Below are 15,314 nucleotides of genomic sequence, written 5' to 3'. Positions count from 1 at the left end.
GCAGGGAACGGTGCCGGCACCATGAGCCATGTGCGCCAAACCGCCGGGTCGCGAGCGGTCTGATTTCCTGCGTAGGGTATTGAACCCCAACCGTTCCCCGGCTGCATTCGGGATGTCCCCACCCCTTGCTCAGTATTGCCATGACAAACATCGCGCGCTAACCCTCATAGGCGCGAGCGGATGGCTGGCGTATTGTCTGGGGTGTTTTTGGGATGGGAGGAATAAAAATGATCAAACTCGGCAAACTTTCGTTGCTGCTTTTCGCGGCAGCACTCGCTCTTTCTGCATATGGGCAGGCCGCACCGGCGTCACCGCCTGCGGCAGATGCCGCTCAGGCGGCCGTTCGCAACCCGGAAGACCTTGCGCTGGAGCAGCAGCTGCGTCAGGGGATAGGGCTCCTGCAATCCGGCCGGCCGGCGCAGGCCATCACCGATCACTTTGACAAGGTCATTGCGGCTTTTGAACTTCGTTTCAAGGACGACACACGAAAGTTCTACACCGGGCGCTGGCAGATTGATACGTTGATGTACCTGGTTGAGGCAGCTGCATCCAAAGAAGAGCCCAAGCGGGGCGCAGTCGTGGTGCCTTCGCTCTGGTCGGACGCCTGGTACCTGAAAGGCTACGCACTGGTCGAACTCCGGCGCATCAGCGAGGCCAAAAGCGCGCTGGAGTCGGCGCTGGCTTTGTCGCCCAGAAACTCACAGTACCTTGGCGAACTGGGTAATCTGTATTTGGGGTTGCGAGACTGGCCGTCGGCCTTTGCAACCTTCGAGAAGGCAGCGGCCGCCGCCGGGGAGTTTTCGCCGCCTGAGGTGAAAAATGCAGAACTCTCACGCGCCTGGCGAGGCATGGGTTATGTCTACATCGAGCAAAACCGCCTGGATGAAGCAGAGAAGATGTATCTGCAGTGCCTGGGCCTCGACAAAAATGACCAGCGAGCCCGGGGGCAACTGAGCTACATTGCCGACGTTCGGTCGAAGCGTTTATCGGCACCTGGAGATGGTTCTCCTCTCCCATCACTTCCGAAATAAAAAACAAAGAACCTCATGAGCGATCCCATCGAGCCAGAACCTTCACGGCCAATATACGGATATAGCTACGTGCCTCCAGTTGACTTCCCTGTTCCTTCGCGCTCGCAAACCATCAGCAGCGCCGTGCCGTCCGGCGTCTGCACTTCCCGCACCGCGCGAAACTCGGCTTTTTCATAACAGCGAATCGCGCGCGTATTGCGCGGGTCGGGGTCGGTCTGGATGTGGGTGACGATCGGGTCGCTGAACAGCCTGGCGACAAAGGCTTTCACCATGGCCGTGCCCAGGCCGCGGTTCAGTTGCGCAGCGTCAGCGATGGACTGGTCGATGCCGCGCACGCCGGGATCGGTTTCGGCCTCCCACCAGTCGCCACCCGAACCCATGGCCACGTAAGACTGGATGTAGCCGAAGGGTTGGCCATCGAGCAGGGCGATGTGCGGTTGTACGTGAGTCGGGTCGGCGATGTACGCGCCATATTCGGCCTCAACCTCGGCCCAGGTCGGCGCCTCGCCCCACCACTCGGTCCAGTGCGGGCGGGCCTGCCAGCCATGCAGCACGGGCAGATCAGCCATTTGGAGTGGACGGAAGCTGAAGCGCTGAACCAGGTCTGTTTGCGCGGTGGGTTTTGCCACCGGGCTCACTGACTGGACCACACCGCCAGCTCGTAACTGTCGGTATCCTTGAAGTGAAAGCGGCGCCCGCCCGGGAAGGGAAAAATCTCGCGGCTGATGGTGCCGCCGGCTGCCAGCACGCTGGCCTGCGCGGCTTCGAGTTTGTCGGCGTAGAGGATGACCAGTGGGCCACCGGCGGGCGAGGGTGGCTCCATGCTGGTCAGTCCGCCTTTCATCGCGCCGTCAGAAAACTCGGCGTATTGCGGGCCGTAGTCGGTGAAAGTCCAGCCAAAAGCCTTGCCGTAAAAGGCCTTGGCTTTCTCGATGTCGCGCACGTTCAGCTCGATGTAGTTGATGCGGCAGTTTTCGGGGGTGGTGGGCATGACAAATCCTTGGTGCTTGTGATTCCCATGTTAATTACAGATCCCCAACCGGCCAGTCGCTGAAGGGGAAGGGCGTGGCCTCGGTGGCAAAGGAAACAAAAGCAGCAATCTGCGCCAGGTAGCGGCCCACGCTGCGGCCAAAAGTTTGCAGGCGCGGGTTGGGCTCGTCGGTGAAGATGGCAAACACCAGCTGTAGCAGCGCGACGGCGACCAGCACCCAGGTGGCCAGCTGGAAGGCCACGGCCATCAGCAGCATGAGCAGGGTGCGCATCAGGAGGTTACGCGGCGGAACGGTGAGCGGGGCGTTGTCTGTCATGGTCGGGTTCCTTCAAGTCAGGTCGAAATGCTGCGCGCTGAAAGTGGCGAAGAGCTTGACGCGCATCAAGCCACTGTAGCGCGCTGCCGCATGGAGTGGAAGCGGACTGGCAATCGGGGCCAGATCGATGGGCCGCAGTGGGGGAAACCAGCTGTTCCTCCTTTTTCTGAGGCATCAGAATACGCCCATGTTCGATTCCGCCATGGCTTTCCTGCAATCGTTGCAGGGCTTTCCCGCCTATGCGCTGCTGTTTGCGCTTTTGTTCAGCTGCGGCATAGGCGCGCCCATCAATGAAGACATCTTGCTGCTGGCAGCGGCGGCGCTCACGCTCAAGGGAGTGATGGAGCCTGTGCCCCTGATGGTGGTGGCGTGGTTCGGGCTGGTGCTGGGTGACGCGCTGGTGTTTCACTGGGGCCACCGCTTCGGGGCACGGCTGCTGCGGCACCGCTACTTTGCGCGCGTGGTGCCCGAGGCGCGGCTGGCTTCGATGCAGGACACCATGCGCCGCTATGGGCCGGCTTATATTTTTGTGGTCCGTTTCATGCCGGGCGTGCGCACACCGCTGTTTTTTGCGGCGGGCTCGCTCAAGATGCCTTACCGCCACCTGTTCATTTTTGACGGCGTGGCGGCAGTGGTGGAGTTGCCCCTGCTGGTCTACGGCGTGCGTTATGTGGGTGGGCGCTGGGAAGAAATTCTTGCGCTGGTGCAGCGCTTTCAGGGGTGGCTGGTGCCGGTGTTCCTGTTGCTGATGCTGGGCATCTGGCTGCTCAGCCGTCGGCGCGCCAGGCAAAGGCAGGCACCTGAAAACTGAGGCCGGAAAAGGCTTTTAACAGTACTCTTTAGGGTACTTTTAGAAGTATTTACAATCAAGCTGTTAATTCCACCCCACTTCAACCAGGGAATGCCATGACCCAGCTGACCGCCAATGACCTGAAAACCCGGGGTGTGGCCGCCATCGAGTCCTTGCTGGCCACGCAGCCGGAGGCCATGATTTCGGTGCGCGGAAAAGACCGCTATGTGGTGATGGACGTTGCGCACTACCACTACCTGCGTGAATGCGAGCTGGACGCTGCGCTGGCGCAAAGCCAGGCGGACATGGCTGCAGGAAGGTTTGTGGCAGAGACGGCTGCAGCCCATGTGGAACGCGTGTCGGCGCTGGCTGCCAAACCAGCTGAAGCACCGGCCAAAAAACGGCCTACCCAAAAAACTGCTAAAAAGACAAGCAAGCGTGCTGCATGAGCTTCCAGCTCGTCTTTACCGAGCAATACGTCAAACGTGCGGTCCGGTTCTTGACGCGGCATTCAGACGTGCAAAAGCAATACCTCAAGACGCTGCAACTGCTTGAGATCAATCCCCACCACCCCAGTTTGCGTTTGCATGCCCTGGCCGGGCGACTGGACGGCTTGCATTCGGTGTCCATCAATCTCTCATACCGCATCACGCTGGAGCTGTTGATTCAGGATCAACAGATCATTCTCATCAATGTGGGCGACCACGACGCCGTGTATTGACGGAGCCCCACCTTGAGTACCGCTTCAACCCATTCTTTGCCCGAGCAAGGCCGTCCGCAAGCCGAGGTGCTGGCCGAGCTCAAAGGCTACGGCGCGCAAGACCCGGACTACAAGGGCAACCGGCTGTGGAGCCTGGTGTATTACCTGGGCGAAGAGCACGACACTTTCATGGGTGCGGCGTACCAGGCTTTTTCGTCAGCCAACGGGCTCAACCCCACGGCCTTCAAAAGCCTCAAGCGTTTCGAGACTGAAATCATTGCCGCCGTGGCGGACATGTTCCACGGCACCCCCGAGGTGTGCGGCGTGGTCACTTCCGGTGGCACCGAGAGCTGCCTGCTGGCCGTCAAAACCTACCGCGACATGGCGCGCAGCCAGCGCGGTGTGAAGCGGCCCGAGATGGTGCTGCCCGTGACGGCGCACGTGGCCTGGTTCAAGGCGGCGGAATATTTCAATGTGAAGGTGCGCCTGCTGCCGCTGGACGAACAATTGCATGCCGACGTGCGCAAGCTGCCAGGCCTGCTGAACCGCCGCACGGTGATGGTTCTGGGCTCGGCGCCCGAGTACCCGCACGGCAGCATCGACCCTATCGAGGCCATGGGCGCCATTGCGCAACAGCGCGGCGTTCCCTTGCATGTGGACGCCTGCGTGGGTGGCTTCATCCTGCCCTTCATGGCGATGAACGGGCGCACGCTGCCGCTGTGGGACTATCGGGTGCCGGGCGTGACATCCATCTCGGCCGATATCCACAAATACGGCTTTGCGGCCAAGGGCGCTTCCACCATCACCTACCGCAACCTGGACTACCTGCGCCACCAGATGTTTGTCTATGAAGACTGGCCGGGCGGCGTGTTCGCTTCCCCGGCCCTGCTGGGTACGCGCCCGGGTGGCGCCTATGCGGCGGCGTGGGCGGCCATGCAGCACTTCGGCCAGTCAGGCTACCGCGCGCTGGCGGCGCAGACCCTGCAGGCCTTTGACACCATGCGCGAAGGCATCAGCGCCATGCCCGAGCTGTATGTGATGGGTGAGCCCAGTGGCCCGCTGCTGGCTTACGGATCGCGCGATGTGGCGGTCAACATCTTTGCCGTGGGCGATCAGATGGATGCGAAGGGCTGGACGGTGAACCGCCTGCAAAAGCCCGACGGCCTGCACGCGATGATCACCGCCGGCCATCTGGCTGTGGTTGACGCGTATCTGCGCGACCTGAAAGAAGCCGTGGCCACCGCCAAGGCCAACCCCGCGCTGGCGCAGGAAGGCAGCGCCGCCACCTACGGCATGATGAGCCACATTCCCCTGCGCGGCATGGTGCGCCAAAAGGTGCTCGACATGTTTGTGCAGATGTACAGCACCGGCGGTCAGCAGATCGACCTGCATGCCGCGCCGCCGGTCGCGCCCGGGCTCAAGGGCAGGGTGGATGCGCTGGTGGAGCGTATGGCGCGCTGGTATGTGGCGCGCCAGCAGCGCAAGACCCCGCGAGGCTGAGGCGCACCACGCTGGTCATCCCGGCCTCCGTGGTTGGCACACAGATTTTCAAAAGACGAAGGGACCTCGGCATGCTGATGCAGCGCTTCATGGAAAACTACAAAAAGGCCTGGGAAACCAGCGACGAGTTTTTGCTGGCCTCGCTGTTCACCGAAGACGGCCAGTACCACAACACGCCGTTTGCGGTGCAGACCGGGCACACGCAGATCAAACAGTACTGGCAGCGCGTCAAGCTGCAGACCGACATCGTGCTGACCTTCAACATCCTGCACGCCGAAGCGCTGGGCGGCATTGCGCACTGGCACACCACTTACCAGGTCACTTCGGAAGAGATGTTTGCCATGTGGGCCGCTTCCACGGGCACCAGCCAGCTTGCGCGCCAGCCGGGTGACCCGTTGCCGCGCCTGGCACTCGACGGCGTGGCGGTGGCCGAGTTTGAAGCCGGCGGGCTGTGCCGCAACTTCAGGATATGGTGGCATTCGGTGGTGGAGCCCCAGGCTCCCTGAAATGCAATGACTCGTCATGCAGCCAGGCCACCGGTGCGTTGGCAAGCCTTGCGCCTCAGCAACTGATCCCGTGATGCGTCCACCAGGCGACGTGCGTGTATTCGGTGGTCATGTAGTCCACACACATGTCGACAAACCGGTCGGCGCCGTGGTGCCGGTCTGACCACAGGCGCATGGCCTCCAGATCACGGTTCAGCGCTGCCAGGGCATGCGCGTAACACAGCGCCGTCCAGATGATCAGCTGCACCTGCGCATTGCTCAGACCCAGCGTGTTGCCGGCGCGCGTGCGCAGTTTGACAATCAGCGCCACGGCAACGTTGGCCGCAAAGGGCGATAAATTGGTGGTGCTTGCAAGAAACGCGGCCAGCTGGGTGCGGTTGCTGGTGTTGTAGTTGATGTCCCACACAAAGGCGAGGTCATGAAACGCCAAGCCCTGGCCGTGCGGCCTTCTGTAGACGGCGAACGCTCCGCCGGTGGCCCTGACAGGCATGAATTCGTTCAGGGCTTCAATGCCGGCCATGATCATGCCTATGCCTTCCGGCGGGCGTGCGGCCGGCGGGAGCGAGTTGCTGATGTCGGTGTAGCGGCCCAGCGTGGCCAGTGTCTTGCTCGGGTCGCCCTGAAGCGTCATGTCGTTGCCGAAACCGGCCACGCTGCACATGGCCGAGCCCACAATCATCAGTGAGCCGTCGCCTGTGCCCACGGCCAGCAGCGAAGGCCTGGCGCTGATGGCGAGGTTGCGGTCGTAATAGGCCACCAGCTGTGCCTGTATGTCGCGGTCCAGCATCGCACGAATGCCGGTGTCCCTGGTGTGCGCCGCTCCGAGCGCGTACACCAGCAAATCCACGGGAAGCCTCACGATCTGGTCGTGCTGGTCAAGAAAATCGAGCTCCAGAAATGACGAGTCATTCTCCGGCCGGATCATCTTAATGTTCGTTAGCTTCAGCACGGCGCGCTGGTCCCGCGTGCCCTCTTGCACCTCGGTGTTTCTTGAACCCGCGGGAAAGGCGGCCTCGAAGCGCACATCGACGTTCCAGGCGCCGTCGCCGCCGCCCGGGCGCGTGAACCAGCGCAGCACATTCATCCCGCGCATCTGCGCCAGCTCGACCACCCATGCCGCGGTGGCAGAGCCGCCATACACCGCGATGGTCTTGCCGCGCATGGTTTCCCCCCGCGGCATCTGCCAGGTAGGCGACATGAATTCGGTGCCACCGACGACGTAGCCGTCGAGCCCTCGCACGTCCACGCCAATGTCACCGTTTTCGCCCACCATCAGCGGACGCGAAGGCCCGGGTCCGACGGCGATGATCACGTTGTCGCAAAAAATGGTCAGGCGCGCACCCCACACCCGTCCGCGCACCTCATATTGCCCGTTCGGCAAGCGCCTGATGCTGTCCACCAGAGAGCCCGGAAACTGGAAATGCGTGTGGCTCTGGAAGTGGTGCTCCACCAGGCCCGCAAAATCACCCGCCAGCATGAACGGCGACCTGCCCGGTTGAGGCCGTGTGATGAAACCCCGCGGCCCTGCCAGCAGGTTACCCGTCAGCAAGGGGGCGGGCTGTCCCATTTGGTGGGTGGGGGCGATCTGCTTCCACAGGTCTGGCCCGCCGGTGCCGAACACCGTGCCCAGATTGCGGTTGGCAGACAACAGATAGGCCGCAGCTGAAATTCCGGTGCCGATGACGACGGTACGAGGCATGGGTGTTCCGTTGGGAGAGTGTCGAATTTCCAGCGTTCATGCGGGAAAGCCCGGTGAGCTGGCCACAGTATCCCAAGGCCTGCGCCCGCTGTCATCCTCAATTCGGGGGAGAGCGTGTCCTGTGCCTGGTTCGCAGCGGGTGAACTGCTCGCCCGTCAGGGTTCAAGCGTTGTTTTACTTGTTATTCTTGAGCCGGAACCATGCCGCATGTACTGCCGCCGCATGGATACCACCATGGATTGCGGATCAAGACCGCAATAACATGTCAGCTTTTGGGCGCCTTGGCCTTGCCGGCAGGGGCCGCAGCTTCAAGCTGCCCCGCCTGCAGACGACGCAGACCAAACAGGTCTTTGATGGTGATACGGCCGCGCTGGGTTTTGACAAAGCCGCCAGCCACCAGGTCTTGCATGAGCCGGGCTACCACTTCGCGCGTGGTGCCCAGGTGGTTGGCAAGCTGCTGCTGGGTGGTTTCCAGCAACCCTTCGGACGAGGCATGCATCAGCAGGAAGTGCACCAGGCGTTGCTTGTGGTTGCAGGAGTGGATGTCGTTGAGTTCAGCCATCAGCCGGAACACCAGTGTGGACAGGGCTTGCACCGTCAGGTCCTGGATAGCGGGCTCTTGGGCGAACAGCTTGCGGTACAACGGCCCGGGAATGATGGCCAGGCTGGTGGCGGCCTCGGCCTGTACCCATGCCGGGTAAAGCAGGTCGTTGAACAGGCAGTTCAGCGCAAGCACACAGGTCTCGCCAGGGTCCACCAGATAGAGGGTGGCTTCGGTACCGCCAGGTGTGACGGTAAACACACGCAGCCTGCCAGACAACACCATGTAGGCGCCCGATGCAGGCTGGCCCTTGTACATGACGCTGGCGCCTGCGGGCATGCTCTTGCGCACTACGCCCTCGTTCAGGAGTCTGCGTGCCTCGTTGCTGAGGCGGTTGAAAGGCTCAAACCGAACCAGCTCACCCAAAGACTGCATGCTGCCTCCGCATTGTTTTTAAATCTGGCTATGCAAGTGGCCCCGTTTGACCCAGAGCCGGGCGCCGCGTGCGCTGTAGAGGGCGGGTAAAGCGGTGCAGGGCTGGCGCAGCCAGCTCCACGGTTTGAGCGCTTGCCCTGTGCCAGTCATGTCCAGCGCGCCTTCCAGCACCAGCAGCTCTTCACCCCCGGTGACGGAACGAGCGGGAATGGTACACCCCGCACCAAGCTGCACAAGGCTTACGGTTTCCAGCGCGTCTTCGTACAGCAGGGCTTGCTGGCATCCGTCGCCGCAGCGGTCCGTCGCCCATTGCATCTGGTCTGCGGTCATCACCACGCGCCGGCTTTGCGTTAGCGCCATCTGGCGCAGCTTGACGTAGATGACGCAACCTTCGTCACTGAACGGACTGTGACTGGAGCCCGGCGGATTGCGTACATAGCTCCCCGTGGGGTAGTGGCCATGTTCGTCAGAAAACGTACCGGACAGAACGAGAAATTCCTCGCCCAGTGCATGCGTGTGCTGGGTAAAACGGCTGCGCGGCGCATAACGCACGATGCTGCTGGCTACTGCCACCTCGCCGCCCAGCCGCTCCAGCATCTTGCGTTGAACCCCGGGTTGTGAAGAGGCCAGCCAGGGCAGATTGGCTGCGTGCGCCAGGGCGGGCCTGCTGCGGTCGGCATGCAGTTGCAGGGCGTCCATTAAAACCTCTCGGAAGGGGTGCGCAGGTCCAGCTCATGGGTCCATGCTGCAGGCAATTGTTCTACCAACCAGCGGTAGTTGCCCGCCACGGCGCGCGGCTCCAGCGGCGCGGCTTGCCGCGTACCAAACCGCTGGGTCGAAGGTGAACCGTCCAGCAGTCCGTCCAGCAGCACATGCGCCACATGAACGCCCTGGGGCTGAAACTCCCTGGCCAGCGACTGGGCCAGCCCGCGCAAACCAAACTTGCCGCAGGCCATGGCAGAAAACCCCGACGAGCCGCGCAGCGACATGGTGGCGCCGGTAAAAATCATGCTGCCCCGCCCGCGCTTGATCATCTTTGGCAACACTGCTCGCGCGCAGTTGGCAGCGCCTGCCGGCCCTGCGCGCCAGCAGGTGTCAAAGGCGGCGGCGTCCAGCTCTAAAAAAGGAGCAATCAGCAAATGCCCGGCATTGAAGATCAGCACGTCCACCGGGCCGTGGGCGTCCGTCAGTTGCGCGATGTGCTTCTCTGCGGCGGCAGGGTCGGCCAGGTCGCAGTCTGCCTTGCGCAGGCCAGCAACCGTATAGCCCGCGTCTGCAAATTCGGCGAGCAGCGCCTGGCCCAGCGGGCCGCCGCTGCCCGCCACCAGCGCAAAAGGCCGGCTCACACCCACCCCAGCGCGCGAACGATCAGCCAGGCCGTAGCTGCCCAGCCCACCAGGTAGGCCAGCGTGCGCACGCCGACAATGCCTGCGGTGTAGGCGACGTAGTGGAGCACGCGCGCCAGAAAGTATGCCGCGCAGGCCATGGCGGTACCCTCATTGCCGAGCGAAAGAAGATGCACCGCCAGCGCCGCCGGCGCGAAGACCGCCAGGTTTTCGATGGCATTGGCGTGCGCGCGCTGGGCACGCTGCGCCCATGCCGCCAGTGGTTTGTCGTCAGGCAGGGGGTTGGCCAGCAGCCCGCCCAGGCCGCGAATGACCAGGCGGTTGAGTACATAGGGAAATACAAACAGCGCGGTAGCGCCAAGCGTCAAAGACAGCCAGAACAGTTCTCGGGACATGGTATTTTTTCTCCGTCAACGTGCCGCAAGGTGGACACGGGGAGAACGATAGAACCTGGCGAGCGCCCGATCTGTAGCTTTTGCTACGCAGAGGTGTCATCCCGGACCCGCGTCGCGGACGTCACGCACGCGATCGGCGTTGGTGGTGCTGCGAACACCCTTGAGATGCATTTCAACGTCCGTGGCTTTGTCTCCGAGGGCCTGAATCGCTTCGCGCAGCTGTTCGTCACTCACATTGAGTTTTTTGGCCCACTGCGCGCAGTTGGCCAATTTTGATGTTGCTCCGTTCGGGGCGGATGCGCTGGTGGAGCGTATGGCGCGCTGGTATGTGGCGCGCCAGCAGAAAAAGCCGCCGCCACCGGGCCGCTAGAGTTTTTGCCCGCCATGGGGTGTTGTAACCCGCGGCGGTCTCCAGGAATACAGTCGTATGCTATTAAAACAGTAGCTTCTCGCGCCCGTTCTATATGGGCTAGAGGCCGATTTAAGCATTAAAAGCTGCCCCAAATCGCGCAAAACGCTATTCAAAGCACCTCATTGAACACATAAAACAGGTTGTCCTTGAACTTGTGCCACAGGCCGCGGTTTTGCCAGGCCTTCAGTTCAATCTCGTGGCAGCGGCCCACGTATTTCTCGAACACGGCATCCAGCTGGCCGGCCAGCGCTCGATCTTTGATGCCCAGCGTGATCTCGTCGTTGGTGTCAAACGAGCGGTCGTCAAAGTTGCTGGAGCCGATGGCGCTCCAGACGCCGTCAACGGTCATCACCTTCTGATGCAGCAAGGTGTGCGGGTACTCAAACAGGCGCACGCCGCACATGAGCAGCTTTTCAAAATTGCGGTGGCCGGCATGCTGCACCATGGGGTTGTCCGAGCCGCTGGTGGACGGCATCATCACGCGCACATCGACGCCGCGCTTGACGGCCTCGCCAAAAGCATCGATGGCTTCCGGCTCCGGGATGAAGTAGGGGTTCTGGATCCAGATGCGTTTTTTGGCCAGGCAGATCACGGTGTGGTGAAGAATCTTGACCGCCGGGGCCGAACCCTCGGGCTTGGCGTAGGCGGCATGGATCGCAACGTCACCGGCCGCTTCCAGCTCGGGAAACACATCGTCACCCACAAAGAGCTCGCCGGTCTGGCCACCCCAGTTTTCGCTGAAGGCCGCCTGCACGCTGTGCACGATGGGCCCGTGCAGGTGCAGGCTCAGATCGGCAAAGTGCTTGCCGTCTTCGGCGTTGCCCAGCCAGTCGTCCACGATGCAGTGGCCGCCCACAAATGCTTCCTTGCCGTCAATGACCGCCAGCTTGCGGTGGTCGCGGTCGTTCATGACGCCGATGGTGTAGATCGAGCGCTCATGAAACATCACGACCTTGCAGCCCGCATCTTTCATCTGCTGGCGCTCACCTTTGCCGAGTTTTTTGGAGCCGGTGGCGTCCAGCAGCACGCGCACTTTCACCCCGGCGCGGGCGCGTTCTGACAAGGCGTTGGCCATGCGCTGGCCCAGCACACCTTCCTTCCAGAGAAAGGTTTCAAAGTGAACGGTTTGCTGCGCGGCGCCTATGCGTTCTATCAGTACGTCGAAGAAGGCGCCGTTTTCAAACAGCTCAACCGAGTTGCCGAAAGTCACGCTGCCCAGGCTGAGCCCGGCCAACGATGGCATAAGCGTGTCTATGGTTGCGTCACATTCAATCTTGAGCTTGGGGCTGTGATGCCGTTTGATGGACCAGATCACCAGGCCCAGCAGGACTGCCAGCGCCAGAAAAAGCGCCGCGGCCCCGTGCAGCGCACTGCCCAGGAAAGACGCCATCAGCCTGGACCGGGTTTGGTTTCCAGGATGGGGGCGAACCAGGCTGGGTGTTTAGGCATCGGGGGTGTCACGTATGCGGTCAGCGTTGGTGGTGCTGCGCGCGCCCTTGAGGTGCATTTCAACGTCTGTGGCCTTGTCGCCGACGGCCTGAATCGCTTCGCGCAGCTGTTCGTCAGTCACATTGAGCTTTTTGGCCCACTGCGCGCAGTTGGCCAGGTTGTTGATGTTGATGCGTTCGGGTTCCGTACCGGGTTGGGTCATAACTTCTCTTCTTTCTCTGGCAATTTGTGCGTTCAGCGTAGCGGCGGCAGGCCCCCCAGGGGTGTAGGCCAGAGGCGCGGACGCCTGACCGTGGTGGGCCTTTGTGCTTGACCGCAGAGGGCGTACTGCAGAAGTTCTATGCTATTAAAAATGTAGCTGATAGTGCGTGTGGGATAAGGGCTGACGCACGATTTAACTCGAAAATTTCTGCTTTGCCAGCCGCTATGCGCCTGTCTGCGCTGTGGTGCTGCCCGCGCCAGCCGATGGCCGCATTGCCTGCCGTCCTACAGCCCGGCTTTGCGGCGCCACCTACGCTCGTTGCAGATGAAACCGCTCCCCCCACCTCCCCGTCTCCGGCAGTTCGGCGCCTCCCTTGTTTCGGGCTTGCGCCATCCCACGCTGCGCGGCGTCGCCTGGGGGCTGGCCGCCATTCCCGTGGTGCTGGTGCTTTACGTTCTGGCGCTGATTCCCTTCACCCCCAGCATTGACGACCTGCAGAAGATCAAGGCGGCCAAACCATCGGTGATTCTCTCGGCCGATGGCCAGCAGCTAACAATCTTCGAGCGTGCCAACCGCGACTGGGTGAAGCTGGCTGATATTTCGCCGCACGTGATGGCGGCGCTGATCTCGACCGAAGACGCACGCTTTTACGGGCACCATGGCATGGACCTGCGGCGAACCCTGTCTGCGGTGGCGAACACGCTGAGGGGCAGGGTGCAGGGCGGCTCGACCATCACGCAGCAGCTCGCCCGCAACCTCTACCCCGAAGACATTGGCCGCGCGCGCACCATGACGCGCAAGATCAAGGAGGCCATCACTGCCGTGAAAATCGAGTCGGTGTATTCCAAGGACGAGATCCTGGAGACCTACCTCAACACCGTGCCGTTTCTGTACAACGCCTACGGCATCGAGATGGCGGCTCGCACCTACTTCGACAAAACCGCCGACACGCTGGACGTGCTGGAAAGCGCCACGCTGATCGGCATGCTCAAGGGCACCAGCTATTACAACCCGGTGCTCAACCCCGAGCGGGCCCTGCAGCGGCGCAACACCGTGCTGAGCCGGATGGCACGGCACCAGAAGCTGCCGGCCGCCGACCTGGCTGCCTTGAAACAGAAGCCGCTGGCCGTCACCTTCGAGCGGCAGGAGCCCGAGCTGGGCCCGGCGCCGCACTTCACCCAGCAGCTGCGGCGCTGGCTGATTGAATGGGCCGACCGCAACGGCTACAACATCTACGCCGACGGCCTGGTGGTGCGCACCACCATTGACTCACGCCTGCAGGCCATGGCCAACGAAGCGGTGACCCGACAGGCCGACAAGCTGCAGGCCATCTCCGACGCCGAGTGGGCACAAAAATCAGGCTGGACGGCCAAGGGCGCCAAGCGCGGGCTGATGCTGACCTTTGTGCGCGACTCTGCCGAATACAAAGCCGCGCTGGCTGGCGGGCATACCGACGAACAGGCGCTGCAACAGCTGCTGGGAAATACGCCTTATCTGCAGAAGCTGCGAGAAGACAAGACGCGCCTGCAGGCCGGCTTCCTGGCGCTGAACCCGGCCAACGGCCATGTGCTGGCGTGGGTGGGCAGCCGCGGCTTTGCCAGTGACCAGTTTGACCACGTGGCCCAGGCGCGCCGGCAACCGGGCTCAACCTTCAAGCCTTTTGTCTATGGCGCCGCCTATGAAAACGGCTCGCGGCCTTACGACATTTTTTTGGACCAGGCAGTGGAGATTCCGCTGGGTGATGGCACCTTTTGGCGGCCTTCGGATGGCAGCGGCCCCAGCGGCGCACCCATGACGCTGCGCGATGGGCTGGTTTATTCAAAAAACACCATCACCGCGCAGGTGATGCAGGTGGTGGGCCCGCAGCGCGTGGCCGAGCTGGCACGCAGCATGGGCGTGCGCCAGAGCAAGCTGGATGAGGTGCTGTCGCTCGCGCTGGGCACCAGCCCGGTGACGCTCAGGGAAATGGTCGCCAGCTACAGCACGCTGGCCAATGACGGTCGCTACATCGAGCCCATGGCGGTCACGCGGGTGGAAGACCGCAAGGGCAGGGTGCTGGAAGAGTTTCAGCCCGCGGTGGCAAAGGCCGCCATGTCCACCCACGCGGCCAACATGCTGGTGGACGTGATGCGCGGCGTGGTGGACCAGGGCACGGGTGCTGGCATTCGCAGCCGCTACGGCATTCGCGCCGACGTGGCGGGCAAAACCGGCACCACGCAGGACAACACCGACGGCTGGTTCATCCTGATGCATCCGCAGCTGGTGGCCGGCGCCTGGGTGGGTTTCAACGACAACCGCGTCACCATGGGCAACCGCTGGGGGCCGGGCGCCCAGAGCGCGCTGCCGGTGGTGGGCGAGTTTTTCCAGCAGGCGATCAAGGCCAAGGTGCTGGATGCGCGCGCCAAACTGTCGGCCACGCCGGGCATGAGCACCGCGGCACCGCCCGCCGCCGGCCAGGAGCCGCTGGCGCCCGGCATGCCGCTGGTGGAGGTGAATGGCGCCGAGCCGCCGTTTGGCGCGGGCCAGGCGCAGGCATTGAATGCCCCGGGCGGACAGCCGGTTTCTTCCGGCAACTTCTCACCGCCCCCCATCAAGTACGTGAACATCCAGATTCAACCGGTGGCCGTGCCGACCACATCCACCACTGGGCCGGTGACAGTGCAGATCACGCGAGACGCGGCAGAAGCGCCTGCGCGCGAGTTGCCCGAGCCGGTGCAGCGCGTGGAACCATCAGCCCCAGAAGCTCCGGGCGGCTCCCCCTTGTCTGAGCTGCCGGTGCTTCCGGCCGGTACGGTGCGTTAGGGAAGCGCTGAATGAGTCCTTGCGGAGGCGCGGCAGCCGGATCGGGATGGGATCCAAGGCGGATTTCGCAGGCAATAGCTGGCTATTGGCAAGAAATTCAACGCTGCAGACGGCCCGAGCCCGATTGATCGCGCGCCGCAGGGGCTTATTCAGTGCTTCCTTAGCTCTCAAAGTATTTCCGACCAGCGCTTGACCTCGA

18 protein-coding genes are annotated in these 15,314 nt (G+C 62.6%); 7 read left to right on the top strand and 11 right to left on the bottom strand.

Annotated features, from left to right (window positions below):
• Positions 1-227 precede the first annotated feature (227 nt).
• Positions 228-1,031, top strand: coding sequence for a tetratricopeptide repeat protein (locus tag ABI660_RS00980; RefSeq protein ID WP_348064033.1), 804 nt, complete (start codon positions 228-230; stop codon positions 1,029-1,031).
• A gap of 65 nt (positions 1,032-1,096) precedes the next feature.
• Here the strand turns inward: ABI660_RS00980 and ABI660_RS00975 are convergent, their stop codons facing one another.
• The 3 genes from ABI660_RS00975 to ABI660_RS00965 are packed head-to-tail and all read right to left on the bottom strand — an operon-like array spanning position 1,097 to position 2,338.
• On the bottom strand, positions 1,097-1,633 hold the full coding sequence (locus ABI660_RS00975; protein WP_348064093.1) for a GNAT family N-acetyltransferase: 537 nt from the start codon (positions 1,631-1,633) through the stop codon (positions 1,097-1,099).
• 32 nt (positions 1,634-1,665) lie between these two features.
• A complete protein-coding gene (locus ABI660_RS00970) occupies positions 1,666-2,022 on the bottom strand; it encodes a VOC family protein (RefSeq protein WP_348064031.1) in 357 nt (118 codons plus the stop codon).
• Between the two features lie 34 nt (positions 2,023-2,056).
• Positions 2,057-2,338 carry a DUF4389 domain-containing protein gene (locus ABI660_RS00965; RefSeq protein WP_348064029.1) on the bottom strand — a complete coding sequence of 94 codons (282 nt, stop codon included), beginning with the start codon at positions 2,336-2,338 and terminating at the stop codon, positions 2,057-2,059.
• 187 nt (positions 2,339-2,525) lie between these two features.
• Between ABI660_RS00965 and ABI660_RS00960 the strand changes: the two genes are divergently transcribed.
• The 5 genes from ABI660_RS00960 to ABI660_RS00940 all read left to right on the top strand — a co-directional run bounded on the left by ABI660_RS00960 (position 2,526) and on the right by ABI660_RS00940 (position 5,834).
• Complete coding sequence (locus tag ABI660_RS00960) at positions 2,526-3,149, top strand: DedA family protein (protein WP_348064027.1); 624 nt, start codon at positions 2,526-2,528, stop codon at positions 3,147-3,149.
• Positions 3,150-3,244: 95 nt separating this feature from the next.
• Positions 3,245-3,577 (top strand): hypothetical protein, encoded by a 333-nt coding sequence (locus ABI660_RS00955; protein WP_348064025.1) that lies wholly within the window; start codon positions 3,245-3,247, stop codon positions 3,575-3,577.
• On the top strand, positions 3,574-3,849 hold the full coding sequence (locus tag ABI660_RS00950) for a hypothetical protein (RefSeq protein WP_348064023.1): 276 nt from the start codon (positions 3,574-3,576) through the stop codon (positions 3,847-3,849). Before ABI660_RS00955 ends, ABI660_RS00950 begins: the two co-directional genes overlap by 4 nt.
• 12 nt (positions 3,850-3,861) lie before the next feature.
• A complete protein-coding gene (locus ABI660_RS00945; protein WP_348064021.1) occupies positions 3,862-5,328 on the top strand; it encodes an aspartate aminotransferase family protein in 1,467 nt (488 codons plus the stop codon).
• 71 nt (positions 5,329-5,399) lie between these two features.
• Positions 5,400-5,834, top strand: coding sequence for a nuclear transport factor 2 family protein (locus tag ABI660_RS00940; RefSeq protein WP_348064019.1), 435 nt, complete (start codon positions 5,400-5,402; stop codon positions 5,832-5,834).
• 55 nt (positions 5,835-5,889) lie between these two features.
• Here ABI660_RS00940 and ABI660_RS00935 read toward each other — a convergent pair whose 3' ends face one another.
• The 8 genes from ABI660_RS00935 to ABI660_RS00900 form a co-directional block, all read right to left on the bottom strand.
• The gene (locus ABI660_RS00935; RefSeq protein WP_348064017.1) at positions 5,890-7,533 is read right to left on the bottom strand and encodes a hypothetical protein; all 1,644 of its coding nucleotides are present in this window, start codon (positions 7,531-7,533) and stop codon (positions 5,890-5,892) included.
• 265 nt (positions 7,534-7,798) lie between these two features.
• Complete coding sequence (locus tag ABI660_RS00930; RefSeq protein WP_348064015.1) at positions 7,799-8,509, bottom strand: Crp/Fnr family transcriptional regulator; 711 nt, start codon at positions 8,507-8,509, stop codon at positions 7,799-7,801.
• A gap of 18 nt (positions 8,510-8,527) precedes the next feature.
• Entirely contained in the window at positions 8,528-9,208 is a 681-nt protein-coding gene (locus ABI660_RS00925) for a cupin domain-containing protein (protein ID WP_348064013.1), read from the bottom strand.
• Positions 9,208-9,855, bottom strand: coding sequence for an SDR family NAD(P)-dependent oxidoreductase (locus ABI660_RS00920; RefSeq protein ID WP_348064011.1), 648 nt, complete (start codon positions 9,853-9,855; stop codon positions 9,208-9,210). Before ABI660_RS00920 ends, ABI660_RS00925 begins: the two co-directional genes overlap by 1 nt.
• Positions 9,852-10,250 carry an MAPEG family protein gene (locus ABI660_RS00915; RefSeq protein WP_348064009.1) on the bottom strand — a complete coding sequence of 133 codons (399 nt, stop codon included), beginning with the start codon at positions 10,248-10,250 and terminating at the stop codon, positions 9,852-9,854. Before ABI660_RS00915 ends, ABI660_RS00920 begins: the two co-directional genes overlap by 4 nt.
• A gap of 96 nt (positions 10,251-10,346) precedes the next feature.
• Positions 10,347-10,520 carry a DUF3606 domain-containing protein gene (locus ABI660_RS00910; RefSeq protein ID WP_348064007.1) on the bottom strand — a complete coding sequence of 58 codons (174 nt, stop codon included), beginning with the start codon at positions 10,518-10,520 and terminating at the stop codon, positions 10,347-10,349.
• A gap of 251 nt (positions 10,521-10,771) precedes the next feature.
• Positions 10,772-12,052 carry a phospholipase D-like domain-containing protein gene (locus ABI660_RS00905; protein WP_348064005.1) on the bottom strand — a complete coding sequence of 427 codons (1,281 nt, stop codon included), beginning with the start codon at positions 12,050-12,052 and terminating at the stop codon, positions 10,772-10,774.
• A gap of 51 nt (positions 12,053-12,103) precedes the next feature.
• Complete coding sequence (locus ABI660_RS00900; protein ID WP_348064003.1) at positions 12,104-12,313, bottom strand: DUF3606 domain-containing protein; 210 nt, start codon at positions 12,311-12,313, stop codon at positions 12,104-12,106.
• 324 nt (positions 12,314-12,637) lie between these two features.
• On the opposite strand from ABI660_RS00900, the gene ABI660_RS00895 reads away from it, so the two are divergent.
• Entirely contained in the window at positions 12,638-15,115 is a 2,478-nt protein-coding gene (locus tag ABI660_RS00895) for a transglycosylase domain-containing protein (protein WP_348064001.1), read from the top strand.
• The last annotated feature ends 199 nt before the right edge of the window (positions 15,116-15,314 follow it).

The sequence above is a fragment of the Polaromonas sp. genome (genome assembly GCF_039930745.1).
GTDB lineage: Bacteria > Pseudomonadota > Gammaproteobacteria > Burkholderiales > Burkholderiaceae_C > Polaromonas.
The sequence above is the reverse complement of the archived record's forward strand: the minus strand, read 5'-3'. Positions and strand labels throughout refer to the sequence as shown.